This is a genomic window from Tenacibaculum xiamenense (assembly GCF_964513065.1).
Taxonomy (GTDB): Bacteria; Bacteroidota; Bacteroidia; order Flavobacteriales; family Flavobacteriaceae; genus Polaribacter; species Polaribacter xiamenense.
In genome coordinates this window covers 1-25,970 of the sequence record NZ_CAZEQU010000022.1, presented here as the reverse complement: position 1 = coordinate 25,970, position 25,970 = coordinate 1, and the positions used below count along the sequence as shown (strand labels likewise).

At 32.4% G+C, this 25,970-nt stretch carries 25 protein-coding genes and 1 riboswitch; of the genes, 11 read left to right on the top strand and 14 right to left on the bottom strand.

The genetic code is table 11. The features are described 5' to 3' along the window. Window positions 1-50 precede the first annotated feature (50 nt). Entirely contained in the window at window positions 51-860 is an 810-nt protein-coding gene (locus ACKTTV_RS09315; RefSeq protein ID WP_408030567.1) for a M48 family metallopeptidase, read from the bottom strand. A 127-nt stretch (window positions 861-987) separates the two neighbouring features. On the opposite strand from ACKTTV_RS09315, the gene ACKTTV_RS09310 reads away from it, so the two are divergent. Genes ACKTTV_RS09310 through ACKTTV_RS09300 form a run of 3 tightly spaced genes read left to right on the top strand, consistent with a single transcriptional unit; the run spans window position 988 to window position 2,947 of the window. Next, complete coding sequence (locus ACKTTV_RS09310; protein ID WP_408030566.1) at window positions 988-1,854, top strand: alpha/beta hydrolase family protein; 867 nt, start codon at window positions 988-990, stop codon at window positions 1,852-1,854. A gap of 29 nt (window positions 1,855-1,883) precedes the next feature. Beyond that, window positions 1,884-2,348: a peptide-methionine (R)-S-oxide reductase MsrB gene (gene msrB, locus ACKTTV_RS09305; protein ID WP_408030565.1), complete on the top strand. Its 465-nt coding sequence runs from the start codon at window positions 1,884-1,886 to the stop codon at window positions 2,346-2,348. Window positions 2,349-2,392: 44 nt separating this feature from the next. After that, window positions 2,393-2,947, top strand: coding sequence for a DUF1572 family protein (locus ACKTTV_RS09300; protein WP_408030564.1), 555 nt, complete (start codon window positions 2,393-2,395; stop codon window positions 2,945-2,947). 25 nt (window positions 2,948-2,972) lie between these two features. On the opposite strand, the gene ACKTTV_RS09295 is transcribed toward ACKTTV_RS09300, so the two are convergent. After that, window positions 2,973-3,554 (bottom strand): DUF3575 domain-containing protein, encoded by a 582-nt coding sequence (locus ACKTTV_RS09295; protein WP_408030563.1) that lies wholly within the window; start codon window positions 3,552-3,554, stop codon window positions 2,973-2,975. A gap of 307 nt (window positions 3,555-3,861) precedes the next feature. Between ACKTTV_RS09295 and ffh the strand changes: the two genes are divergently transcribed. Both ffh and folD read left to right on the top strand, forming a co-directional pair. Then, window positions 3,862-5,190, top strand: coding sequence for a signal recognition particle protein (ffh, locus tag ACKTTV_RS09290; protein ID WP_408030562.1), 1,329 nt, complete (start codon window positions 3,862-3,864; stop codon window positions 5,188-5,190). 88 nt (window positions 5,191-5,278) lie between these two features. After that, window positions 5,279-6,157, top strand: coding sequence for a bifunctional methylenetetrahydrofolate dehydrogenase/methenyltetrahydrofolate cyclohydrolase FolD (gene folD / locus ACKTTV_RS09285; protein ID WP_408030561.1), 879 nt, complete (start codon window positions 5,279-5,281; stop codon window positions 6,155-6,157). Window positions 6,158-6,216: 59 nt separating this feature from the next. Here the strand turns inward: folD and ACKTTV_RS09280 are convergent, their stop codons facing one another. From ACKTTV_RS09280 to ACKTTV_RS09255, 6 genes are all read right to left on the bottom strand, one after another. Then, window positions 6,217-8,343, bottom strand: a complete 2,127-nt coding sequence (locus ACKTTV_RS09280) for a hypothetical protein (RefSeq protein ID WP_408030560.1) — start codon at window positions 8,341-8,343, stop codon at window positions 6,217-6,219. 3 nt (window positions 8,344-8,346) lie between these two features. Next, a complete protein-coding gene (locus ACKTTV_RS09275) occupies window positions 8,347-8,814 on the bottom strand; it encodes a hypothetical protein (protein WP_408030559.1) in 468 nt (155 codons plus the stop codon). 161 nt (window positions 8,815-8,975) lie between these two features. Further along, window positions 8,976-9,746 (bottom strand): alpha/beta fold hydrolase, encoded by a 771-nt coding sequence (locus ACKTTV_RS09270; protein WP_408030699.1) that lies wholly within the window; start codon window positions 9,744-9,746, stop codon window positions 8,976-8,978. Window positions 9,747-9,872: 126 nt separating this feature from the next. After that, the gene (locus ACKTTV_RS09265) at window positions 9,873-10,295 is read right to left on the bottom strand and encodes a cupin domain-containing protein (RefSeq protein WP_408030558.1); all 423 of its coding nucleotides are present in this window, start codon (window positions 10,293-10,295) and stop codon (window positions 9,873-9,875) included. A gap of 84 nt (window positions 10,296-10,379) precedes the next feature. Continuing rightward, entirely contained in the window at window positions 10,380-10,814 is a 435-nt protein-coding gene (locus tag ACKTTV_RS09260; RefSeq protein ID WP_408030557.1) for a hypothetical protein, read from the bottom strand. A 153-nt stretch (window positions 10,815-10,967) separates the two neighbouring features. Further along, window positions 10,968-13,607, bottom strand: a complete 2,640-nt coding sequence (locus ACKTTV_RS09255; protein ID WP_408030556.1) for a valine--tRNA ligase — start codon at window positions 13,605-13,607, stop codon at window positions 10,968-10,970. Between the two features lie 175 nt (window positions 13,608-13,782). Here ACKTTV_RS09255 and ACKTTV_RS09250 point away from each other — a divergent pair, with 175 nt between their 5' ends. Continuing rightward, the gene (locus tag ACKTTV_RS09250) at window positions 13,783-14,193 is read left to right on the top strand and encodes a DUF1573 domain-containing protein (protein ID WP_408030555.1); all 411 of its coding nucleotides are present in this window, start codon (window positions 13,783-13,785) and stop codon (window positions 14,191-14,193) included. A gap of 102 nt (window positions 14,194-14,295) precedes the next feature. On the opposite strand, the gene ACKTTV_RS09245 is transcribed toward ACKTTV_RS09250, so the two are convergent. From ACKTTV_RS09245 to ACKTTV_RS09220, 6 genes are all read right to left on the bottom strand, one after another. Further along, window positions 14,296-14,769: a hypothetical protein gene (locus ACKTTV_RS09245; protein WP_408030554.1), complete on the bottom strand. Its 474-nt coding sequence runs from the start codon at window positions 14,767-14,769 to the stop codon at window positions 14,296-14,298. Window positions 14,770-14,975: 206 nt separating this feature from the next. Beyond that, entirely contained in the window at window positions 14,976-16,103 is a 1,128-nt protein-coding gene (locus tag ACKTTV_RS09240; RefSeq protein WP_408030553.1) for an efflux RND transporter periplasmic adaptor subunit, read from the bottom strand. Between the two features lie 15 nt (window positions 16,104-16,118). Beyond that, window positions 16,119-17,363, bottom strand: coding sequence for an ABC transporter permease (locus ACKTTV_RS09235; RefSeq protein ID WP_408030552.1), 1,245 nt, complete (start codon window positions 17,361-17,363; stop codon window positions 16,119-16,121). A gap of 2 nt (window positions 17,364-17,365) precedes the next feature. Further along, complete coding sequence (locus ACKTTV_RS09230) at window positions 17,366-18,595, bottom strand: ABC transporter permease (RefSeq protein WP_408030551.1); 1,230 nt, start codon at window positions 18,593-18,595, stop codon at window positions 17,366-17,368. Next, window positions 18,588-19,295: an ABC transporter ATP-binding protein gene (locus ACKTTV_RS09225; protein ID WP_408030550.1), complete on the bottom strand. Its 708-nt coding sequence runs from the start codon at window positions 19,293-19,295 to the stop codon at window positions 18,588-18,590. Before ACKTTV_RS09225 ends, ACKTTV_RS09230 begins: the two co-directional genes overlap by 8 nt. 265 nt (window positions 19,296-19,560) lie before the next feature. Then, a complete protein-coding gene (locus tag ACKTTV_RS09220) occupies window positions 19,561-21,459 on the bottom strand; it encodes a TonB-dependent receptor plug domain-containing protein (protein WP_408030549.1) in 1,899 nt (632 codons plus the stop codon). Window positions 21,460-21,540: 81 nt separating this feature from the next. Continuing rightward, window positions 21,541-21,735, bottom strand: a riboswitch (cobalamin riboswitch). 154 nt (window positions 21,736-21,889) lie between these two features. Between ACKTTV_RS09220 and ACKTTV_RS09215 the strand changes: the two genes are divergently transcribed. Genes ACKTTV_RS09215 through ACKTTV_RS09195 form a run of 5 tightly spaced genes read left to right on the top strand, consistent with a single transcriptional unit; the run spans window position 21,890 to window position 25,843 of the window. Beyond that, window positions 21,890-22,393 carry a bifunctional adenosylcobinamide kinase/adenosylcobinamide-phosphate guanylyltransferase gene (locus ACKTTV_RS09215; RefSeq protein ID WP_408030548.1) on the top strand — a complete coding sequence of 168 codons (504 nt, stop codon included), beginning with the start codon at window positions 21,890-21,892 and terminating at the stop codon, window positions 22,391-22,393. 5 nt (window positions 22,394-22,398) lie between these two features. Further along, window positions 22,399-23,436: a nicotinate-nucleotide--dimethylbenzimidazole phosphoribosyltransferase gene (cobT, locus tag ACKTTV_RS09210; RefSeq protein WP_408030547.1), complete on the top strand. Its 1,038-nt coding sequence runs from the start codon at window positions 22,399-22,401 to the stop codon at window positions 23,434-23,436. A 3-nt stretch (window positions 23,437-23,439) separates the two neighbouring features. Then, window positions 23,440-24,210 carry an adenosylcobinamide-GDP ribazoletransferase gene (locus tag ACKTTV_RS09205; protein WP_408030546.1) on the top strand — a complete coding sequence of 257 codons (771 nt, stop codon included), beginning with the start codon at window positions 23,440-23,442 and terminating at the stop codon, window positions 24,208-24,210. Further along, window positions 24,195-24,722: an alpha-ribazole phosphatase gene (gene cobC, locus ACKTTV_RS09200; RefSeq protein WP_408030545.1), complete on the top strand. Its 528-nt coding sequence runs from the start codon at window positions 24,195-24,197 to the stop codon at window positions 24,720-24,722. Before ACKTTV_RS09205 ends, cobC begins: the two co-directional genes overlap by 16 nt. Before the next feature lie 11 nt (window positions 24,723-24,733). Next, window positions 24,734-25,843 (top strand): ABC transporter substrate-binding protein, encoded by a 1,110-nt coding sequence (locus ACKTTV_RS09195; RefSeq protein ID WP_408030544.1) that lies wholly within the window; start codon window positions 24,734-24,736, stop codon window positions 25,841-25,843. Window positions 25,844-25,970: the final 127 nt, after the last annotated feature.

The window sequence follows — 25,970 nt, the reverse complement described above, 5'->3', positions numbered from 1 at the left end:
GTTCTAAAATTAGAACGGTTTGCAATATAATATAAATTATAAGTACTTGTTTATTTTTTAGCAGGTACGTTATACTTTGCAGCTAATTGACGTGCTTCAGGTAAATACGCTCTCAAAGTTTGAATTCTGCTTTGATTCGAAGGGTGTGTACTTAAAAATTCTGGTGGTGCTTTTTTCCCTGCACGCTGACTCATTCGTACCCATACTTCAGCAGCTTCTTCTCCATTATAACCAGCCATTAGCATAAACACTAAACCTAATTTATCTGCTTCTGTTTCATGTGTTCTACTAAAAGGAAGCATTACACCAACCTGACTACCAATACCATAAGCTGTATTCCATAAAGCGGCATTTTTACTATTTCTTGTACCTAAAGCTACTGCTACTCCACCAAGTTGTTGCAACTGTCCTGTTGACATTCTTTCTTGTCCATGTTTAGCAAATGCATGCGCTACCTCATGTCCCATTACTGCAGCAACCCCGTCTTCGTTTGCACAAATAGGCATTATACCCGTATAGAACACAACTTTACCACCAGGTAAACACCAAGCATTTACTGTTTTATCTTCGACCAAATTGAATTCCCATTTATAGGCATCCGCTTCAGCTTGCATTCCATTTGCTCTCATAAATCTATCAACTGCAACGGAAATTTTCTTTCCAACTCTTTTTACTTGATTTGATTTAGAAGCATCTTTCGACAACTTATTTTCTTTTAGAAATCCTTCGTACTGGGCAAAACTGGCTGGTAATACTTGTGCATCACTTACCATATTTAATCTTTTTCTTCCAGTAATGGGCACTGTACTACACTGCACCAACATAGTAGCCACAAATGCTAAGGCTATCATTTTCTTCATACTCTAATATTTTGTTCAGGTTATTATACAGTAGTATGACACAAAAATAAATTTCATGTCACAAAACATCTCATTAATTATGTCTTCTAATTTACAAATTCTATATTTATAGTAAAAACACCAATTGATGAATTTTACCAACGTACGTGTACATCAAAAAAGTATTCAAATACCAAAAAAAATAATATTACTTGCTAAATCACTACAATTTATATCATCAAATTATGCTGCCAAGTTCGGTACAAAACTCTTTGTAACACCAGTAAAATTCCCTCCTCCTAAGAGAGAGAAAATGCTGTACAAAAGTGCTCAAAAAAAAGTAATTCAAATTCCGAGTATAAACAAGAATGTTGAAGTTTTACAATACGGTTATTCCAAACGAAAAGTTCTATTTGTTCATGGATGGGCAGGTAGAAGTACCCAACTATTTTTAGCTGCTGACAAATTACTTGAAAATGGGTATATGTACATTTCTTTTAACGGTCCTGCCCATGGTAAATCGTCAGGAAAAACTACTTCCATGCTCGAATTTGTAGAAACCATAAGGGAAATTGACAAACAGTTTGGCCCTTTTGAAATCGCCATTGGTCATTCTTTTGGTGGTATGTGTTTATATAACTCTATAGCCGAAGGTTTCTCTGTAAATAAACTAATAACAATTGGCGCTGCCGATAACATATCTGGTGTGATAAGAGGTTTCACAAATAGTTTGCAATTAAAACCTATTATTGCTGAGAAAATGAAAAATATATTCGATAAGCAATGGCAAAGAGATATTGATAATCATTCTTCAAGTGTTGTTGCTAAAAAAATACAAATTCCAACATTGGTAATTCATGATAGCATGGATGGAGATGTTCCTGTAAGTTCTGCTATAAAGATTCGTCAAAGTTTAAAGGAGGGTGTACTTTTTATTACTCAAGGTTTGGGGCATACCAAAATACTTCGAGATAAAGAAGTTACTTCGAAAATAATCAACTTTATTAAAAGTTGACTTTTGTAGAATCGTTAAATTTTAGATGTATGAAGAAATACGTTTTATTCGTTTTCATTGGAATTTTATTTTCAACGGTATCAACTGCACAGAAAAAGAAATATAAAGTTTCTAAACCAAATAGCGAATGGCAAAAACTCCTTACACCAAAGCAATACTATGTACTTAGACAAGCAGGTACAGAAAGACCATTTACAAGTCCGTTAAACAAAAATTATAAAAAGGGAATTTACGCTTGTGCCGCTTGTAAAACTCCCTTGTATAAATCTGAACACAAATATGATTCTGGTTCAGGATGGCCATCTTTTGATAGAGCAATTAAAAAAAATGTAGAAACTGATGTAGATTACAAAATTGGTTATGCCAGAACAGAATTGAAGTGTAATACATGTGGCGGGCATTTAGGGCATTCATTTAGAGATGGTCCAAGAGAAACTACAGGTATTCGACATTGTATCAATGGAGTTGCCTTGGAGTTCATTCCAAAAAAATAATATTTGTACATTAGAGCTAGTAGAAACTAGCTCTTTTTTTATCTATGGAAAATTCTTATTTATCGAGTGTTGTTAAACAAGCAAACTATTATAAAAAACTTGGAGATGAAACTTTAAACAGGTTAACAGAGGAACAACTATTTTATACACCTGATAGTTTAAGCAATTCAATAGCTATCATAGTGAAACATATCGCTGGAAATATGCTCTCACGCTGGACTAACTTTTTAACCGAAGATGGAGAAAAAGATTGGAGAAATCGAGATTCGGAATTCGTTAATTCTTTTGCATCTAAGAAAGAAGTTGTCTTATACTGGGAAAAAGGATGGAATTGTTTTCTTGCAGCCCTAAATTCTTTAAGCTCAAATGATCTTGAAAAAATCATCCATATCAGAAATCAAGGTCACACGGTTACTGAAGCAATAAATAGGCAACTTTGTCATTACCCCTATCATATTGGACAGATTGTCTTTTTAGGAAAACTCATTTTAAAAGAAAACTGGAAATCTCTTTCCATTCCTAAAAATCAATCTGAAACCTACAATAAAGAAAAGTTTAATCAAAAAAAATCAAGAAAACATTTCACCGACGATCTCTAACCATAAAGTGGTACGCTAAATTGCCTTACCTCTTTCTCGGAGGTATACGATAAACTAACATTATTCCTCCACGATATGGGATAAACTCTCCACTCAAATTAAAAGGTCTGGTTAAAGATTCGTCTATATTATCTACACGCTCACCGTCTTCATTATATCCACGATAATGGGCCTGTTGGCTTCCTCCTCCAACAAAAAATTCCAATGCCCAGTTTTTACCTATGTCCGTTTTATATCCAACTGTTAAACCGAAGTATGTATTTCTTCCTGATTGGTATGAGTATTTAATCTTTCCATACTTTCTTAAGGTAAACATTCCAAAACCAACGTGTCCTCCAACGAAAAAGCCACGCATATTTGGTTTAAAGTATCTTCTATATTCAGGAAAAATTTGAGTTATTTGTAATGGACTACCACCAATTGAATCCCAAAAAGAACCCAACACATCTAATTGAACACTACTCTTGTCAGTCATTTGAATTTCTACACCAACATTAGGAATTAAAAAAGCCGTTGTTAAAGCATTAAACTTTACCTCTGTTTGTGCTTGTATTGTTGATGAAATTATAAAAACAAAGAAAATTATAGGGGACCATATCTTTTTCATTTCTAAACGTTTTAAGTTTTAAAAGCAGCCAAAATTAGTTATTTCACCTATTATTCAGTCAATAATTCTTAATTATTTTTAGGAGTTGAGGCTGATTTTAACAGTTATTTTAACAGTTAAAAACTGAGTACTAAACATCTACGAAATTCTGAATTAAATTTGATTTGATTCATACAAGTCCTATTATCTCTTCATTATCCTAAGGTCAACTAAAAATTAACTACAATCACTTCAATTTACCATAGTAAAAGCTACGTTACTAGAACTAAAATCGCTATATTTGTGCCTCTAAAAATGAAGCCGATACATGTTTAATAATTTAAGCGAAAAGTTAGATAAGGCGTTACACACGCTAAAAGGACACGGAAAAATCACCGAAGTTAATGTTGCCGAAACCTTAAAAGAAGTTCGTAGAGCTCTACTTGATGCCGATGTTAACTTTAAAATAGCTAAAAATTTCACCAAAACGGTTAAAGAAAAAGCCATTGGTCAAAACGTATTAACTACATTAAACCCAGGCCAATTAATGGTGAAACTCGTTAAAGACGAATTAACAGCTTTAATGGGTGGTGATACCGTTGGAATAAATTTAGGAGGTTCGCCTACAGTTATTTTAATGTCGGGGCTTCAAGGTTCTGGTAAAACAACTTTTTCTGGTAAACTTGCAAATTATTTAAAAACAAAAAAATCTAAGCAAGTATTACTTGTAGGATGTGATGTTTACCGTCCTGCGGCTATCAATCAGCTTCGTGTTGTGGGAGAGCAAATAGGAGTTGAAGTTTATGCCGAAGAAGGTAATCAAAATCCTGTTGAAATTTCTCAGAACGCTATTAAACATGCAAAAGCAAACAGTAAGAATGTTGTTATAATCGATACGGCTGGTCGTTTGGCTGTAGATGAGGAAATGATGACGGAAATATCTAACATCCATAAAGCTGTTAAACCTCAAGAGACCTTATTTGTTGTAGATTCTATGACAGGGCAAGATGCTGTAAATACAGCCAAAGCCTTTAATGATCTATTGAATTTTGACGGTGTAGTTCTTACAAAATTAGATGGTGATACACGTGGTGGTGCCGCTCTTTCAATAAAATCTGTTGTTGATAAACCTATTAAGTTTATAGGTACTGGTGAAAAAATGGATGCTATTGATGTGTTCCATCCAGATCGTATGGCTGATCGTATTTTAGGAATGGGAGACGTTATCTCGTTAGTTGAGCGTGCTCAGGAACAATACGACGAACAAGAAGCTAGAAAACTTCAGAAAAAGATTGCCAAAAATCAATTTGGTTTTGATGACTTTTTAAGTCAAATTCAACAAATCAAAAAGATGGGTAGCATGAAAGATTTAGTTGGAATGATTCCTGGGGCAGGAAAAGCTTTAAAAGATATTGATATTGATGATAATGCTTTTAAAGGAATAGAGGCTATTATTCACTCTATGACTCCTTCAGAAAGAAGTACTCCAAGTCTTATTAACGCAAGTAGAAAGAAAAGAATCGCTAAAGGATCAGGAACATCCGTTCAAGAGGTCAACCAACTAATGAAACAGTTTGACCAAATGAGCAAAATGATGAAGATGATGCAAGGTGGTGGTGGAAGAAAAATGATGCAAATGATGCGAGGAATGAGATAAAATTTTAATAATATAGAAAGTAAAAAGAGAAGTATCGGCTTCTCTTTTTACTTTCTACCTTTATACATAAACAACAACACAACATATCATGATATTACTCGACGGAAAAAAAACTTCTGCTGATATTAAAGAAGAAATCGCTTTAGAGGTTGCCGATCTTAAGGCAAAAGATAAAAAAGCTCCTCATTTAGCAGCTATTATTGTAGGAAATGATGGTGCTAGTTTAACTTATGTAAATGCTAAAGTAAAAGCCTGTGAAAGAGTTGGTTTCGAATCTACTCTTATTAGACTTTCGGAAGAAACTACAGAGGAGGAATTATTGAATGAAATCGCAGTATTAAATGTTGATAACGATATCAACGGATTTATAGTTCAATTGCCTTTACCTGCTCACATTGATGAACAAAAAGTACTAATGGCTGTTGCCCCTGAAAAGGATGTTGATGGTTTTCACCCTATGAATGTTGGTAAATTAGCATTAAATCTACCAACCTTTATTTCGGCTACTCCATTCGGTATTTTAGAATTATTAGAAAGATACAATGTTGAAACTTCGGGTAAAAATGTAGTAGTTATAGGTCGAAGCCATATTGTTGGAAGTCCTATGAGTATACTTCTTGCTCAAAAAAGAAAAGTAGGGAACGCTACAGTAACCTTAACTCATAGTAGAACTAAGAATTTGGAAGAAATTACCAAGGAAGCTGATATAATTGTTGCCGCTTTAGGTATTCCTGAGTTTTTGAAAGGTGAAATGGTAAAAGATGGTGCAGTAATTATCGATGTAGGAATTACCAGAGTTGCTGATCCTTCTAAAAAGAGTGGATTCAGATTAGTTGGTGATGTAGATTTTGCAGGTGTAAAAGACAAAGTTTCTCACATTACTCCTGTTCCTGGTGGTGTTGGTCCAATGACAATTGCTATGCTCTTAAAAAACACTCTACTGGCTTACTATAGACAAGAAGACTAAGTTCAATATTATAAAAATAAAAGAGAAAGACTGCAAATCAACTTGCGGTCTTTTTAATTTTAGTGATTCATTCGTTCTCTTATATTCGTTACTTTCGAAAGAACTCTTTTCAATAAATTAAGTAAAGCCTGTTGGTTTTCCTCCGAGGCTGGTGTACCATTTGTAGTAACCGTATTACTGACATTCAACGTTGGTTGTACAGGATTATTAAATGCATTTTTAATTGCCTCTGATTTCTGTAATATTTTTTGGGTATAATAGATAAGTTCATCTTGATTCCCTGACCATTCAGGCAAAGGTATTAACTCCACTTCCCTAATAAACGACAAATCATTCTCAAGAACAGTTTCAATCCATTCTGAGTAACCATATCGTGATAATTTTACTTTCGTATTCGAAGCATCTGCTGGTGCCTGAAACAAGGTTTTTAATGTGCCTGTAAAGTTTAGGTTTTCTTGCAAAACATTTTCTGGTGAGGGAACAAAATCGGTAACAGTAACATCGGTACTTGTTAAGTTTATTAATTCAATGTACTTATATGTTCCTGTACTATCAATATATCCAAATTCAATGGCAGATCCATTAGCAGTAGAAATAGTTCCTGTTGCTTGAATACTTTTGAATTTTGCTCCAAACCTTAAAGCACTTGTATTTAAAGTTATAATTTGTTCCGTTTCATCAACTGTGAATACTCCTGTCGCTGTTTGATCAATTACTATATCCCAGCCAGTTCTCAACACTAGCTGATCTCCAACAGTGGAAAAAAAAGAGTTTTCAATTCCCAAAGAAGTTACATTATCAACTTTAAAACTTTTAGCTCTGTCGTACAGCTTATCTAAATCATCAATTGCAGTGTAAGCATCGACAATAGCTTTATTTGTTTCCGAAACGCTAGTATCTTCGAAAATTTTTGTGGTTAATGAAGTTCCATTTACTCCTTTTAACTCTGCATCGGGAATTATTTGATACAAATGATTATATGACCAAATATGAACATCAAACAAATCGCTATCATCATTATTTTTACCTCTATAATCCCATGCATAAGTACCAGTATTTAAACCATTTGCAGCACCTGAATTAGCCACATTTGCAGCCAATAAAATTTGTTGTTGCGGAATATCTCCATTTACATCCGTTTGAACCAAATACTCATTATCGGCCATGTTATTCACCACATGCCCTTCCCTATTGTAAGTTCCTCTATTACCATTATTAGTATCAACAATATACATCGTAGCACCTTGCACAGGGTTATTACTTATATCTTGTACATTCAGATCCAACTCTTGATAAACTAATACCACTCCATATCCATTTCCATGGCCACTTTGATGATTTCCAGCAATTAATTGAGAACCTGTTTTTGAATTAATTAATATTGGGCGACATCCAGACCAAAACTTTATATCTTGAGTATTTCCTCTATCTCCTCCTGAATACCCTCTAAAAGTAACATCATAATTTGGTGTAGAAGAAGAGAATGCAATAGCCCCTCCTGTTGTTTCGGGTCTATAATTATTCATTTGTTGTGGTCTTCTCAAAAAAGTTATATCTCCTTCACCGTTTCCAATAAAAGTGAGACCATCAACAACAAAATTATCAGAGCTTTGTCTTACTTGAACCACATCTGAAGTCGCACTTCTCCTTACTAATAATACACCATTGGTAATGTTTACCGATGATGTTGGTTCTGCAAACCACGGTAGTTGCCCTACATCAATTGTAGCTCCCCTCCAGTTCCAAGTAGCCCCTCCTCTAACATAAAGTACCGCTTGACCTGAACCACAACACCCCGCATCAGTTGAAGACACAAATATTCCAAGTCCTAACGTTTGTCTTGTGATTCCATTTACAGTCACATCGCTTCCTAAGTTATATTCCGCTCCATTTTGAATATCGATAATTGGGTTTCCTGGATTATTAAACAAAAGCTGTTCTTGTTCAGGATTATGATTGAGAGTTCCCTGAATTACCAATCGTAAATTATTTAAGTTGTATGTGATATATTGATTGGCTCCTGCTCCATTAGTGGTTGTGGTTACACCAGCTATGGCCGCCAAGCCTGATAAGTTATTATCCGTTCCTGTTTGTGTAATAACACCTCCAGACAAAGTAAAATTTGCCAATGCAGTATTTACAAATAAGACAAGGCAAATGACAAAGAAACCAATACTTTTCTTCATATTTTAATTATAAGTTAAAGCTTGTACTTCAGCGAGTGTACTTGGTTGAGCTCCAGTACCTGTTGATCTCATCTCAGCATTTATATCCGTTTTATCATACCTTATCACGAGATACTCTGTTCCATTTTCGATCATAGAAACATAACAATAATCATCATCTTCAAACATTAATTCTGAAGTAACATCTTTAAATGTCGTAGTTATTTCAAAAACCGAACTATTATTATTAATTGTTAAAAAAGGGTCTGTTGAAGTAATATTCTTAATAGGAGTCAACATTTGCCACGAGGTATCATCTCTAAAATACACTCCTTTAATTGTAGTATTATAAAGAATGGATCCCTCATTAGGTAATGAAATAGAATTCATTTCCGTTGTTGAAGCTTTTGGTAGACCAAACAAAGAATTAGCATCTATCTGAGAAAACATCACATTAGAAGATACCAATAATAAAAAAGTTATTTTTTTCATCACGATTATTTAAGGGGGGTAATCAAATATAACAAAGTTATTCGTAGTATCAAAAAATCAACCACTTAAGAATCCTTAATAAAAAAGTAAATAGAACATCTATATAAATATGTAAGGTTAAACCTTATGAATTAATAAGGTGATGCTATTTATTTTGATGATCAAAACGTAATTGTCCTAGAATCAATCCATTTTACAACCTTTGGCCAGACCTCTTTTTTTGCGTTTTGAGATTTTAAAATTCTGCTATGGTCATAATTCTCTAAATTTCCTTTTTCCTTTGATAAATACCATAGTTGATTAGATTCGTTTCTAAAAGCATTTATAAACTTTTCGCATCCAATTTTTGGGGCAATAAACGTATCTCCTTTGGCACATATTGATAAGATTGGTACATTTATCATTGGCATTTTTTCCATATAATTGAAACCATTGTTTCCAATAAAATTCCCCTTCAAATTCCAATCAAACCATTGCTTCATTGTATAATAACTTTCATCATGCTCTGTTGACCCTACTTTATTTGCTGGAACCTTACCCAGCAACATTGTAATGTATTTACCAAAAAATATTTTTATCTTATTTGAAAAACGAGTTCCAGCACCAAAAGCCTGAGTACCAAATAGCGTTATACTTTTTATTTTTGTTTGATAGTTGGGCTTATTTATTAACAACATTATTAAAGCTATTCCTCCTCCACTATGAGCTAGGCAATCAATACTTCGGATAGACATATTCACAAACAAAAAATCAAATACAGATTTTAAATCATATTTAGCAATGGTTTCAAAATTAAAGTCTGAATCAACTTTATCACTATTTCCATGATTTCTCCATTCCATAATCCAGCATATAAAACCTCTTTCAGTTAAAAAACTAGCTATTCCTTCACAAATCTTTTTATTCGAAAAAGTTCCATGGGTTAGTAGAATGTTTCTTCCCGAGGTATCTTCAGAATATAGCTTCCATAATGCAATAGAAACTCCATCTGATGTTGAAATATGGTATCGTTTTTCCTTCAGATTAATATTATTGATTAGATTAAAAATTCCCTGTCTTTATTCATGCTTTAATACAGTTATTGGTGTTCCTTGGATTCCTGCATAAAAAACGATAATTTCAGCTGGAACAGCTCCTTCATTTTTCCCATAATGCCAAGTATTCACCAATTCAACAATAGGATCTCCTTTCTTTAAGTATAAAGTATCATTTTTCTCACTTATCACAGTTAAAGCTCCTTTTAAAAGAACTCCAGCATTGATTTCAGGGTGCTTATGAATTTCTAGTTTCTTTTTTGGAGGAATAGTAATACGAAGTATAGAAACTTTCGGTTGACCTTTTGGATACTCTGGAAGAATATCTCCATTCCAACTTTTGGTAGTTTCAGTTAGTTTAACAACTTTTATATCTGACGTTTCATTTGATTTGCATGAATTGCATAATAGACAAACAAAACAAACTCTGATTAACAAGTTTTTCATACGAAGGGATTAATATTAATTACACCCCCAATGTATAACTTTAGCCTTAATCAACATAACATATCCACTATAAAAAATATTGACCTATGTTAACCAATTCTTCTTAATTGCAAAGCCCGAAAACCACACTAAAAATATTCCAAAACCAACTACTAAAATAGGCATCGTTATTGTATGAAGTAATCCATAAATATCAATTGACTTCGTGAAAAACACATTATGAGTCATTTGAGGAACAATGGCCAAAATAGAAATAATAAAAGCCATTTTTGCCCATTTCTTCTTAAAGATTAAACCTATTGACCCTGCAAGGCCAAAGAACACAGCTATTCCGAATATAATTGTAACCCACATAGGATATTCAGTATACAAAGCTTGTTGGTTATCTGGTAGTTGAGCCAGAGTTTCTTCAGAAATAAAAGTATGTATATAGAAAGAGAAAACACCCATCATATTCCACAGCAAAAAAAAGATAGCCAGAACCCAATACCAATTTGGTACTTTATTATTGTTTTCCATAATTTTTGATTTAGTTAGTTACACAATACAATCCCTTAAAGATTGACTATGATAAAGTTAGTCATTTTATCCAAAACCTTATCTTCTTTTATTTTAATTCATAAAAAAAGGTCTATCTTAATGATAGACCTTTATTCTCTCTAAAAATACATTTTACTGTAAGCTTGCTAAGCTATTTTTTATAGTTTCAATTTTTGCCAAAGCGTCAGCTTCCTTCTTCTTTTCGTTTGCTACAACTTGCTCAGGTGCATTGCTCACAAAACGCTCATTAGCCAATTTCTTTTGAACAGATTTTAAAAACCCTTCTGTATAATTAAGCTCTTCTGTTAACTTTTGAACCTCTTCTTCAACATTAATATTATCCGCCGAGATTGGAACGAAATACTCATTTGACTTTACACGGAAGCTCAAAGCTCCTTCTATTTTTTCATCAGAATAAGATAGTGTTTCTATATTTCCTAACTTCTTAATTACATTATCAAAATTAGCAGAAACCTTTTCATTGTTTGTGATGATTAAATCTATAGTTTCCTTAAAAGCAATGTTCTTTTCTTTTCTAATTGTTCTAATTCCAGAAACCACCTCCGAAGCAAAATCAAACTCGGCGATTAAGCTTTCTTCTGATTCTTGAGAAGTTGGATACTTAGCTATGATTAATGCCTCTTCTGGAGTTCTGGTTGCAATGGCCTGCCAAATTTCCTCCGAAATAAAAGGCATAAACGGATGTAAAATCTTTAAATTATCCTCAAATAATGCGATTACTTCATTATATGTTTTCGCATCTATTGGTTGTTGATATCCCGGTTTTACGATTTCCAATAACCATCCACAGAAATCATCATAGATTAATTTGTATATTGACATGATTACATCGCTCAGACGATATTTGCTATAATGATCTTCAATTTCAGATAAGGTTTTTTGGAATTTTGCTTTGTACCAATCTAATGCTATTCTACTAGACTGAGGCTGCTCCAATGATTCAGAAACTTCCCAAAGAGTTGTCAAATAAAAAGCACTCCATACTTTATTTCCTAAACCTTTTCCTTGTTGACAAAGTGCTTCATCAAATAAAAGATCGTTACCAGCTGCAGAACTTAATAATAAACCAACGCGAACACCGTCTGCCCCATAATCTTCGATTAACTTCAAAGCATCCGGAGAATTTCCTAAGGACTTAGACATTTTACGACGTTGCTTATCTCGTACTAAACCAGTTAAATAAACGTTTTCAAAAGGACGTTGATCTTTATATTCATATCCAGCAACAATCATACGCGCTACCCAGAAGAATAAAATATCTGGACCTGTTACTAAATCATTTGTTGGATAATAATATTTAATTTCTTCATTCTCTGGATTTCTTATTCCGTCAAATACACTCATTGGCCATAACCAAGAAGAGAACCAAGTATCTAAAGCATCTTCATCTTGGCGCAGATCATTTTCAGTAAGCTCTGAATTATTTGTTTTCACTTTAGCTAATTCTAAAGCTTTCTGTACATTTTCAGCAACTACAAAGTCTTCCTTTCCTTCTCCATAATAGTAAGCAGGAATTTGCTGTCCCCACCATAATTGACGAGAAATATTCCAATCACGGATGTTTTCCATCCAGTGACGATAAGTATTTTCAAATTTTCTCGGGAATAACTTTACATCTCTATTTTCTCCTAAAACGGCATCTAATGCAGGCTTTGCTAAATCTTCCATTTTCAAGAACCATTGGTCTGATAATCTTGGTTCAATAACTGCCTTGGTTCTTTCAGAAGTACCTACTTTATTGGTGTGTTGCTCTATTTTTACTAAATAACCTTTTTCTTCAAGTTCTTTTGCTATTTCTTTTCTAACAACAAATCGATCTTTTCCTTCGTAGTGTAAACCGAAAGAATTTAAACTTGCATCTTCATTAAAAATATCAATTACTTCAAGGTTGTGTTTATCTCCTAAAACCTTATCATTCTCGTCATGTGCAGGAGTTACCTTCAAACATCCTGTTCCGAACTCTACATCAACATAACTATCTTCAATAATAGGAATCTCTCTATTACATAAAGGAACAATAACTTTTTTTCCTCTCAAATGAGCGTAACGTTCATCCTCAGGATTAATACAGATTGCCGTATCTCCTAAAATAGTTTCAGGACGTGTAGTTGCAATTGTTACCTTTTCATCTGAATCTACAACATCATACTGTAAATAATATAGATTTCCTTGACGCTCCTCATAAATTACCTCTTCATCAGATAAAGTTGTTTTAGCTTCTGGATCCCAATTAACCATGCGGAATCCTCTGTAGATATATCCTTTATTATATAAATCAACAAAAACTTTTATTACAGATTCCGATAAGGCAGGATCCATGGTAAAAGCAGTTCTTTCCCAATCACAAGAAGCACCTAATTTTTTAAGTTGCTCTAAAATAATTCCACCATATTCATTTTTCCACTCCCAAGCATGTTTTAAAAACTCCTCTCTTGAAAGATCATTTTTATTAATTCCTTGCTCCTTTAACTTAGCTACTACTTTTGCTTCAGTTGCAATAGAAGCATGATCAGTACCAGGAACCCAGCAAGCATTTTTACCTTGTAAGCGAGCTCTACGAATTAATACATCCTGAATAGTGTTGTTTAACATATGTCCCATATGAAGTACTCCCGTGACGTTTGGTGGAGGTATAACAATTGTATATGGCTCTCTGTCATCTACTTCTGAATGAAAGTAATTATGCTTCATCCAGTAATCGTACCATTTTCCTTCTACTTCTTTAGCGTTGTATTTTGATGGAATATTCATATGTTTTTACTATATTTAACCAAATATTTTTTTTTGGCATTATTTTTGAAATCTAAGTTAGCAAAAATACAACTATCTCTGAGCTATAGAAAAATAGTTGTCATTTTTTTAATACCTAAAAAATAATTATAAATTTGTGCAACGGTTGTATAACCCCTTTTAAAAAATAACATTTATGAAGACAATTTTATCATTTGTAGCTATCTTCTTTATCGCTTTAACAGTGAATGCTCAGGAATTCAAATTTGAATCTGAAGTAATTGACTATGGAAAGGTAGCTCTTGGATCTGAAGGAAAACGTGTTTTTGAATTTACTAATGTTGGAGATGCTCCTTTAATCATCAAAGATGTTAGATCTACATGTGGATGTACTGTTCCTAAAAAACCTGAAAAACCAGTTATGCCAGGTGAAAAAGGGCAGATAGAAGTTTCTTATGACACGAAAAGACCAGGTGGTTTTTCTAAAGCAATCACTATTATGTCGAATGCGAAATCTGAAAGAAAAGTTTTAAAAATTAAAGGTTTTATTGACAAAAATGCTGCTCCTGCTAAAGCGAAAAGCATGGTATCAAGTGGTACAGAGTAAAAATCTTTGAATTTTACAAAATATAAAACGCCCTGTAGAGAAATCTGCAGGGTTATTTTTTTGCCATATTAACTAGAAGATGATTCTTTTCTAATTCTAATGTTAATTTACCCATCTATCTAATATCTTCTCCACAGCCCACTCTTCATTGTGAAGTTTATAAATTGCTATTAATCCACCTCCACATAAGGGACCACAAACTGTTTCTAACCTAATTATTGCCATATTATACTCTTCATTGAAAATAGGTCTTGAAATGACTCCAAAACCATATTTACATCCATTACTTATTAACCAATCAATGTATTTATAATCATTGTCTCTTGTAAAACCCGCAAGTTTCGTAAAATCGTTTATTTTTTCCTCTGCTATGAGTTTCTTAAAATTTACCATCTCAGGAGTTATTTTGAAGTTTTTATAAAGTTCAAATTCTTTTTCCAAATGAATTAAATCTTTAATTTTCAAATACCGACTGACAAAAGTTTTATATTCTTCATCCAACTGATTCCTCGAAGGATCAATTTCTGCAATTGAGTTTATATTCATAAAGTTTTCATTTTCTAAAATTGATTTCACTAAATTTAGAGTAATGTAATCCTCATTAATAGACTGATTCTCCTTACATGAAACGAATAATAGTAAACTACTAAACAAGTAATAAATAAAATACCTCATATATAAATTACCGCTATTTATATTATACTAAATACTAAACAAAAAAAGGTACTCATTATTACAATGAGCACCTTCATAAGTTAAAGAGATAGAATTAAGTTTTATATTTAACTATCTTCTTCCTTGTCTTTATCTTTATCTTTAGAAGCTTTATTCCATATTTTAATTTCGTCATTAGCAGTAACCCCTTCTAAAACTTCTACATTTACACCATCAGATACTCCTAACTTCACTGTTTTCTTTTCAAATTTCCCATTATCGTTCAACTTTACTTCAACATATGGTTCTTCTGATTCTTTATCGAATCTTAAAAGAGACTCTTTTATTGACAATACACTATCTTTCTTTTCAAGAACAATATTAGCGTTAGCACTGTATCCTGCTCTTACAAAATATTTATCATCTAAAGAAACATCAGCTTTAATCTTAAACTGTACCGCTCCACTTTCCTCAGTTCCTTTAGGTGCAATAAAGTTCAATTTAGCTGGAAATTTCTTACCGTCAATCGCTCCTAAAGCAACTTCAATATCAGATCCTTTCACTAACTTACCTACTTCTGACTCATCTACTTTTCCTTCAAAAATCATTTTTGTCATATCAGCAATAGTAGCAATCGTGGTACCTTCATTAAAGTTATTACTTTGAATAACTTGGTATCCTTTTTTCACAGGAATCTCAACGATCATACCAGATGCCGTAGCTCTTATATTTGTGTTGGCAGTTCTTCCTAAACCTGCGGTTGTACCTCTTTTTATAATATCTAAATCAGACTTAGCGTTATATAAACTTTGCTTAGAGTTATTAAAGTTTAGTAAAGATGTTTCATAATCTTGACGAGAAATTACACCTTTATCAAACAACTTCTTATTTCTGTCATATTGAATTTTGGCATTATCGTATGTTAACCTAGCGTTTTTAACAAGACCATTCGCAGAATTTAGCGACTGAATGTTTGGTACAACTCTTACTGTTGCAATTAAATCTCCTGCTTTAACAATTGCTCCTTCTTCTAAGTATATTTTATCAATAATACCAGAAATTTGAGGCTTGATATCTACTTCCTCTAAAGGAATAACTTTACCCGTTGCTACAGCTTTTCTTTCTATTGAAGTTTTAAATGGTTTTTCTGTTTCATAGGTAATAATACTCTTTTGATTTTTCTTACCTAACCAAATTAGAACAGCTACAAACAAAACTGCTATAATTCCTAAAATGATTTTTGCTCTTTTACTCATGATTTGTTGATTGTTTTATTCTTCTCTTAATGCTTCGATTGGTTTTACTAATGTTGCCATATGGGCAGGAATTAATCCTATTAATGTTCCTAATACTACTAGGATAGAAAATGCTACCATAACTATTGGTATATTTACTGTTGGATTAATTAATGTTGGATCTTCTCCAGATGCTACAGTAACATCCAATAGGTAAAGTATAGCTCCTCCTGCAATAATTCCGATCATCCCTGCAATTGTTGTTAAGAAAACAGATTCTAATATAATTTGTCTTCTAATACTGGATGGTGTTGCACCTAAAGCTCTTCGAATACCTATTTCTTTTGTTCGTTCTTTTACTGTAATCAAAAGAATATTACCGATGGCAAATACTCCTGCAATTAAAGTAGCTATTCCGACGAACCAAGTTAAAAACTGCATTCCTTTTAAGAATCCATTTAATTTATCAATTCGTGTTCCTAAATTAAAAGAACCAAACGCTCTTTCGTCTTCTGGATGCACCTTGTGTAAATTTTTCAAACTTAGAATAATGTTCTCCTCCATTTGTTCTATATCGATACCTTTATTGGCCGTAACCATCATCCAGTCTATATTATTACCCGTATTGTAAACTTTTTGAAAAGTTGTAAAAGGTATGTATGCTGTATCATCATCTATGTCAATCCCATCAGTCGATTTATAAACTCCGACTAACTGATAATTTACCTCACTTATCTTGATGTATTCACCAATAGGGTATTCATTCTTTTCAAACAACTGCTTGTACATATCTTCTGATATAACACAAACTTTAGTATTGTTTTCAATATCATTCTGGTTAATGAACCTACCATACATCAAGTCTTTCTTTTGGATTTTATCAAGGATAGGATAATCACCACTTACTTGAAAGTCTCCAGTTTTAAAGTTTCTAACAAGAAGTCCCTCTGTTTGATTTCTTGGGGCCAAAAGTTTTATCTCATCTTTATACTCTCTTCTTAAAATATCAATATCCTTAAAGGTTAAAATCAATCTTCTCCCCTTCTGAAACCCTTTAAATGGCTTATCCGTTGCCTGTGTCCAAATGAAAACACTGTTCGTGGCAAAATCTCCAAATATCTTTTTAAAGTTATTTTCCATTCCTCGAGCTGCTCCAAGTAAAACAACTAATATGAAAATTCCCCAAAGAACACCAATAATCGTAATTACTGTTCTAACTTTATTCTTACGGATACTTCCGTAAATTTCTTGCCAAGTGTCTGAATCAAATAAAAATCTCATAATTAATCTGCTCTTAGTGCTACAATAGGTTTTATTTCTGCTGCTTTCTTAGCAGGAAGATACCCTGCTATCAACCCTGAAAGAATAAGAATAACTGTAGCTCCGATTACTATTCCAGGGCTCACACTTGGATCTTTAATGAAATATTCTTCTAAATCATCTCCAATGGCACTTAAAATATAAGTTCCTATGGACAAACCGATATAACCTGCCAAAGCTGTGATTAATATCGACTCTTGTATTACCATTCCGATTATAGACGAAGGTTTGGCTCCTAACGCTTTTCTAATACCAAATTCTTTGGTTCTTTCCTTAATAACAAATATCATAATGTTACTAATTCCTATAATTCCAGCAATTAAAGTACCTGAACCAACAAAAATCACAATAAAGTACAAAGCCAGCATAAATTGATTAATACCTTTATTTGCTTCAGCCATATTATTAATAGACAAGGCACTTTGATCATCAGGATGAATATCTAACTTTTTTCTAAGATCTTTTTCCATTTGATTTCCAAAGGCAATGGCGGCATTTAAACTCAATTTAGGATCATATCCAATATTTATCTGACTTATATAATCATTATTTCCATATAACCTTTGAGCTGTAGTAACGGGCATATAAGTTAATCTTTCTTCGTTATCGCCACCTTCATCAGAAAATATACCGACTACTTTGTAAGAAATTCCATCAACACTAACACGTTTTCCTAATGCTGGCTTTTCTCCAAAAAGATCCTTTTTGACCAATCTACCTATAACGATAACCTTTGATTTTCTTTTAAGATCCAATTCATTAATATACCTTCCTTCATCAATAATTGTTTTTTCTAAAAACTGATGGTCAGGGTGAACAGCTCTAAGTTGATAATTATTCTGGTTTTTCTTGTAGGTTATATTTACTCCTTTATAAATTCTAGCAGTTAAGTGTTGAATTTTATCTTTGTATTCATCCTTAACATAATCAAAGTCTTTATTTTTCAGTTGTATTCTTCTTCCTGTTTGTAATCCTTTATATGGTTTTGAAGTTTTCCATACCCTTACAAACATGGCGTTCTGAGCATCGTCAACAAAAGCCGTTTTAAACTGATTTTGAAGCCCTGTAACTATTCCAAAAAGTAAAGTAAATAACAAAATAGCGAAAGCAACCGTAAAGCCCGATAATACTGAACGAAGTTTATTTTTACTTATACTCTGGAAAATTTCTCTCCAACGATCTAAATCAAACATAATTACCAGCTTTAGCTTTACCTGCTTCAGTTAATTCATCGCTAATAATAACTCCATCTTTCAATCTCACGACTCTGTTTGTTTGTTCTGCAACGTCTTCCTCATGAGTGATCACGAAAACTGTCATTCCTTCATCATTAATTTCTTTTAATAAATCCATTACAGAATCCGTGGTTGTAGAATCAAGTGCTCCTGTGGGCTCATCCGCTAAAACAACTTTAGGTTTGGTTACCAAGGCCCTGGCTATAGCAACACGCTGTTTTTGCCCTCCAGAAAGTTCATTGGGTAAATGGTTTGCCCATTGCTTTAAACCTACTTTGTCAAGATATTCTAGAGCAACTTTTAACCTTTCTTTTCTATTTATCCCTTTGTAATAAAGAGGTAAAGCAACATTTTCAAGTGCAGTTTTATAAGATATTAAATTAAAAGATTGGAAAACAAACCCTAGAAATTTATTTCTTAGAATTGCCGCTTTCTTCTCATTTAAATTTTCAATTAATTGACCATTCAAATAGTAGTTTCCTTCGTCATGAACATCTAACAACCCAACAATATTTAAAAGAGTTGATTTACCAGATCCTGATGATCCCATAATTGAAACAAACTCTCCTTCCTTTATGTGTAAGTCTAAGCCCTTAAGAACATGAAGAGAATCTTTTCCTATTGGATAGGACTTGTGGAGATTTTCTATTTTTATCATTTGTTAGTTAATTTTCTTACCAAAATAACAATCACAAAACCAATTGATCACTAATTTTATGTTAGTTTGATGGTTATTTTCTTACAAGACGCTTATTTCATAATTATGTTACATAAAGTATAAAATATTTTACAAGTTTTTTAACAAACAGCCACTACAGAGAAACCAAACCAAAAACAAACAACTAAAAACCAACACCTTAAAACAAAAAAGACCCACCAATGGTGAGTCTTAATTTAAGTAACTTAGTTACTCTGGGGGGGAATTAAAAATTCAAGCGAACTCCTAGATTGTAATTTCTTCCTAAAGTTGTAAAACCAAATACCTCTTGATAATCATCATTAAAAATATTTGTAACCGCTAAAAACAACTTAACATTTTTGTTTAACTCATGATTTGCTGAGAAGTTCAATAAAGAATAAGCTTCTAATGGAACATTCACAGAAGGATAGTTTCTAAAATCAGTATCATCTCTATCACTAATATATTGGTAAGTTAATCCAAAGTTTGTGTTTTTAATTCCATAATTCAATCCTGCATTTATTTTATGTTTTGGAATTCTTATAGCTAACTCTTCGTTATCCGTATAAGTATAATTAGCATTTACTGTTAGGTTCTTTAGTATACTATAATCTGCATTAAACTCAATACCTTGAATTTTTGCTGTTCCTTGATTTATTGATTGGAAAGTGTTACTATCAAATCCAATAATATTTTCAACGTTTCTATTGAAATAAACCGTATTTAAAACTAAGCTACTATATTTATACTCCACTCCTCCTTCAATTGTAGTACTTTCTTGAGGCTCTAAATCTAAATTACCATATTGTACATCGTATAAGTTTTGAATTGTTGGAGACAAAAATGCCGTACTATAAGAACCTAAAAACTTAACATATCCTCCTGGTAATTTAATTCTATAAGAAGGGTTTACATTATAAACGAAGTGATTTCCATATTTATTATGGTTATTTAAACGAACTCCTGCATTTACATTTAATCCAAACCCAGAAACATAAACAGCATTCAAATATGGATCAATTAATCTTGTAATAGGAGATTCAGAGTAGTTTACTCTTGTTAAATCTGGTGCTCCATAAGGAAGATTAAATGCCTCGATAATTTCATTATATTGAAAATTAACCCCACCTACTACGTAAAACTTGTCAAATTGATGTTTAACGAAAGCATCTACTATATAATTTTCAGACTCCATTGTAGCTGGAAAACGAGTGTTTTCCCTGTTAGCATTATACCTGCTGTATGCCGCATTTACTTGAATACTTCCTTTTCCGTAAACATATTCAGGACTCACACTCAATCTATAACTCTTATCTAAAGTGTTATTAACACCATCTTCAAATGACTCATTATCATAACTATTATTAAATTCAGAATAACTTCCAAAAGTCTTTACTGAAAACTTTTCATTAAATTTATATCCTAACTTAACATTTGTTGCTACTCTTTGGAAAGGATCATCTGTGAAAGTCGTACCATTTTCGGATCTAGCCGATGAAGTTCCACGAGCGTCAAAAGATGAAAAATTTACTAAGTAATCAAAATTTTCAATCTTACCATTTACATTTGCTGAGCTCTGGATTGAAGTACCATTACTAGATACTTGATCATTATTCGTTCCACCGAAAAGAGATAACGCCACATTCGCTTTTCCAGACTTTGCTTCTTTTAATTTTATATTGATTACTGCTGTTGCCGCTCCAGTACCATATAAAGTACTTGCAGCTCCTTTTACCACTTCAATTGATTCAATATTATTTAAATCAAGATATCTCAGGTCAAATGCTCCTGAAAAACTTCCTGGGTCAGAAACCTGCACTCCGTCAATAAGAATAACTACCTCTTTAGATCTTCCTCCTCTTATAAATAAATCAATATTTTTTCCTGGTGAACTTGTATTTCCATTAATTTCAATTCCTGCAATATTATTAATAACATCTACAACACTTCTACCACTGTTATTTTCAATAATCTCTGGAGTAATTTTATGGATTACTTTTCCTGAATTTTCTTTCTTTAATTTAAATTTTGAATCTGAGATTACCACTTCATCTAACTCTATGCTTTTCACTTTATCTTGAGCATAGTTACTCAAAGCAAACATTGATGTTAAAACACTTAAACAAAGTACCTTTTTTTTCATTGTTAATTATTATTTAGAATTTTGTTATCAGGAAAAGTATATATACAGCAATGCCATATCAAACCTTTATCCCGAAAGTTTGTTTTATCTTGATATTTGGCAGGTCTCCTGGCTCGCGTCTTGCAATTTGCCTTCCCGTTTAATAAAAACAGTGGCTAAAGATTTATTACAAGCTTTATAGCTTACAGTTGCGGGAACAGCTTCGGATTTTAACCGAATTCCCTTTTAATTCACTTTAAATGATTTTAAAGAAAAACCAAAAATCGGGGCAAAGATATTCCATTCTTTTATAATATCTATTATAATCAACTGATTATTTGAAAATTTCGCATTAAATAATTCAAATTCCAGGTCTATTTTGAGAAAAATATACGAGAACACCTACATTCTGTAAAAACTTTATAATCTTTGCAGTTCTAAAGCTTAAAGAATGATATATTATGTTTCAGGTGGTGAGCGCTCAGGTAAAAGTAGTTATGCTCAAAATTTAGCTGAATCTTTATCTGAATCACCCATTTATTTAGCTACTTCACGTATTTGGGATGAAGATTTTCAAAAAAGAGTAGATCGCCATATATCTGATCGTGATGATCGATGGACAACAGTAGAAGAAGAAAAATGGATTAGCACCGTAATTTCAGATAACCAAACGGTGGTAATTGATTGTGTTACCTTATGGCTTACAAACTTTTTTATGGATACCGAATATGATGTTAAAAAGTCTTTAGAACTCGCGAAAAGTGAATTTAAAAAGCTTTTAACTATCAATGCTAATATTATAATTATCTCAAATGAAATAGGTATGGGACTACATGCCACAACAGAATCAGGAAGGAAGTTTACCGAGCTACAAGGCTGGACAAATCAATTTATCGCAAGACATGCTCACAAAGCTTACTTTATGGTTTCTGGTTTACCCTTAAAATTAAAATAGAACTCATGCAAACTAACATAACTTCAGTTTCGAAAGAATTAGAATCTCAAATTCAGGAGGAAATTAACTTTAAAACAAAACCTATTGGGGCTTTAGGTTCTCTTGAAAATATCGCTTTGCAAATTGGATTAATTCAAAATACTTTGACCCCTCAAATAAAACAGCCAACTATTTTAGTTTTTGCTGGCGATCATGGTATTGCTAAAACCAATAAAGTAAGTCCTTACCCGCAAGAAGTTACCCAACAAATGGTACTTAACTTTTTAAATGGTGGTGCAGCTATTAATGTTTTCTGTAAACAAAACAACATTGATTTAAAGGTTATTGATGCAGGTGTAAATGCAGATTTTGAAGACCACCCCTTACTAAGTAAGGTGAAAATTTCAAAAGGAACACAGGACTATAGCCTAAGCAAAGCTATGACGAAAGAACAATGTGAATTGGCTTTGGGAAAAGGGAGACAATTAGCACGAGAAATTTTTAATGGTGGTTGTAATGTTATCGGTTTTGGAGAAATGGGTATCGGAAATACTTCCGCTGCCTCTTTATTAATGAGCTATTTTACAAAAACACCAATAGAGAACTGTGTTGGTAGAGGAACAGGGTTGAATGATGAAGGTTTAAATACTAAAATAAAAACATTAAAAGAAGTTTATAATTTTCATACTAATGATATTAAAACTCCAATAGATGCTTTAATCGCTTTTGGTGGTTTTGAAATTGTTATGATGTGTGGAGCTATGCTAGAAGCAGCATCATTAAAAATGACATTACTTATCGATGGTTTTATAGTTACTTCCGCACTATTAGCAGCTAATTCTATAGCTCCTAACATTCTTGATTATTGCATTTTTTGCCATACTTCAGGAGAGCAAGGTCATAAAAAAATGTTACAATTTTTAAACGCTAAACCTCTTTTAAATATTGGTATGCGTTTAGGTGAAGGTACTGGTTGTGCTCTTGCCTTTCCTCTAATTGAAGCTAGTGTTAATTTTTTAAATAATATGGCTACCTTTAAAAGCGCCAACGTAAGTGAGGCTTAAATTATGATTAAAAGGCAAATCCATTATTTATTAACTGCAGTTCTTTTTTTTACTCGAATCCCATGCCCAAAATGGGTAGATCATTCTGCTGACATTCTAAATAAAAGTAGTCGCTATTTTTCATTAGTGGGAATTGTGGTTGGTGCAATCGCTGCGCTCATTTTTTACGGAACCTCTTTCATTTTTCCAGAAAACATAGCTATTCTATTAAGTATGATTAGTTCAATATGGGTTACAGGTGCTTTTCATGAAGATGGCTTTGCCGATGTTTGTGATGGTTTTGGTGGTGGATGGACTAAAGAAAGAATTTTAACAATTATGAAAGATTCCCGATTGGGTACTTTCGGTGTTATTGGTCTTATTTCTATTTTAGGGCTGAAGTATTTATCTCTCAATGAATTGAATAGTAATTCTGTAAATATAATTATTACTATTATTTCTGGACATAGTATTAGTAGAGCTATAGCCACAGTTTTGCTTTTTACACATGAATATGTTCGGGATAATGAGAGTTCTAAAGTGAAGCCCACCACAAAACAAATGAGTGCCAAATCTCTAACAATTTCAATTATTTTTGGTATTATTCCTTTATTCTTTTTTAAAAATTATTATGTATTTCTCGTATTGATTCCGTTATTGTTTACTTACCTATATTTAGCTCGTTTTTTTAAAAAATGGATAGGAGGTCAAACTGGAGATTGTGCAGGGGCATTACAGCAAGTAGCGGAAGTTGTTTTTTATCTAAGCTTATTAATTGTATGGAAGTTATTTTAATTAGGCATACTACACCTAAAATTGAAAAGGGTATTTGTTATGGTCAATCAGACATAGAGATTGAAGATAGTTTTGAAGAAGAATTTTTAACAATTCAAAAGCAACTTAAAAATATTGACGATACAATAGCCTTCTACAGTAGTCCGTTAAAAAGATGTGCAATTCTAGCAAAAAAGTTATCTAATAATATCAGTTTTGATGATCGCTTGAAAGAACTCAATTTTGGAGATTGGGAATTGAAAAAATGGGATGATATAGATAAGAAGACATTAGATATTTGGATGAATGACTTTGTGAATATTGCGCCTACAAATGGTGAATCTTATATCAAGATGTTTGGTCGTACCTCTGAATTCCTAGAGGAATTAAAAGAAAAAGGAATCAAAAAAGCATTTATAATTACGCATGCTGGAGTTATTCGAAGCATGCATGCATTTGTTAATGATATTCCATTAAAAGATTCATTCAATTTGAAAGTACCTTATGGAGCAATTATAACTCTAAACGTTTAATAAACTAAACCATGAAACATTATTTACTTCTATTTATACTTTCATGTTCTTTTTTTCAGTGCAAACAGAAAACTAAAAACAATACGCAAACCTCTTCAAATTCTACAATAAAATATGCAAAAGGGTTTGATATTCTTCATGAAAATGGGGAGAGGAAACTAATTATAAAAAAGGTTTTTCAGAATTCCGATCAGCAATTCACCTATACTCTATCTGATGAGTCTGATATAAAACAAAATAAGATTAAAGTGCCTGTTGAATCTGTAGTTGTAACAAGCACAACTCACATTCCAATGCTTGAATCTTTAAATGTTGAAACATCATTGGTTGGATTTCCTCACACAAAATATATTTCGTCTCAAAAAACTAGAAATAGGATAAAAAATGGAAAAGTCGTCGAGCTAGGGTTAGAACAAGACATGAATACCGAAAAACTCCTTGATTTAGAGCCACAACTTGTTATTGGTTTTTCATTACATCCAAATAGTAAATTATACAATAACATTAAAAAGACAGGGATTCCTGTGATTTTTAACGGTGATTGGTTAGAAGAAACTCCTTTAGGCAGAGCCGAATGGATTAAGTTTTTTGGTATTTTATATAACAAAGAAGAAGAAGCTGATAGTATCTTTTCAAGAATAGAAAATGAATATTTAAGAGTAAAGGCTCTTGCTAAAAGTAACAAAAACATTTCTACCGTGATCTCTGGAAGTATGTTTAAAGACATATGGAATGTTCCCGCTGGTGAAAGTTATTTTGCAAATTTCTTGAAGGATGCAAATTTAAATTATGCTTGGAAAGAAAGTAAAGGTACGGGTAGCTTACAATTAAATTTTGAAAATGTTCTTGAAAAAGGAAAAAGTGCTAATTACTGGTTAAACTGTGGTTTATACGAAACAAAGGAACAACTAAGTTCGTCAAATCCTCATTTTAAAGAATTTCTATCTTTTAGCAACGATAATGTTTATACAATTGCTCACAAGAAAGGTGAAACAGGTGGTTTAATGTATTTTGAACTATCTCCCATGAGACCTGATTTAGTTTTGAAGGATTTTATTAAAATTACTAACCCTACACTCCTACCTAATTATAGCCTTACTTTTTTTGGTAAATTAAAATAATACTTTTTATACATTCATTATATTAAAAATGAAAAACCATGTTATAACTAACATGGTTTTATGAATTAAGATAAGACTAAATACGAGTATTATTGATTACTCGATTTTATATTATCAGCTCCCTTGA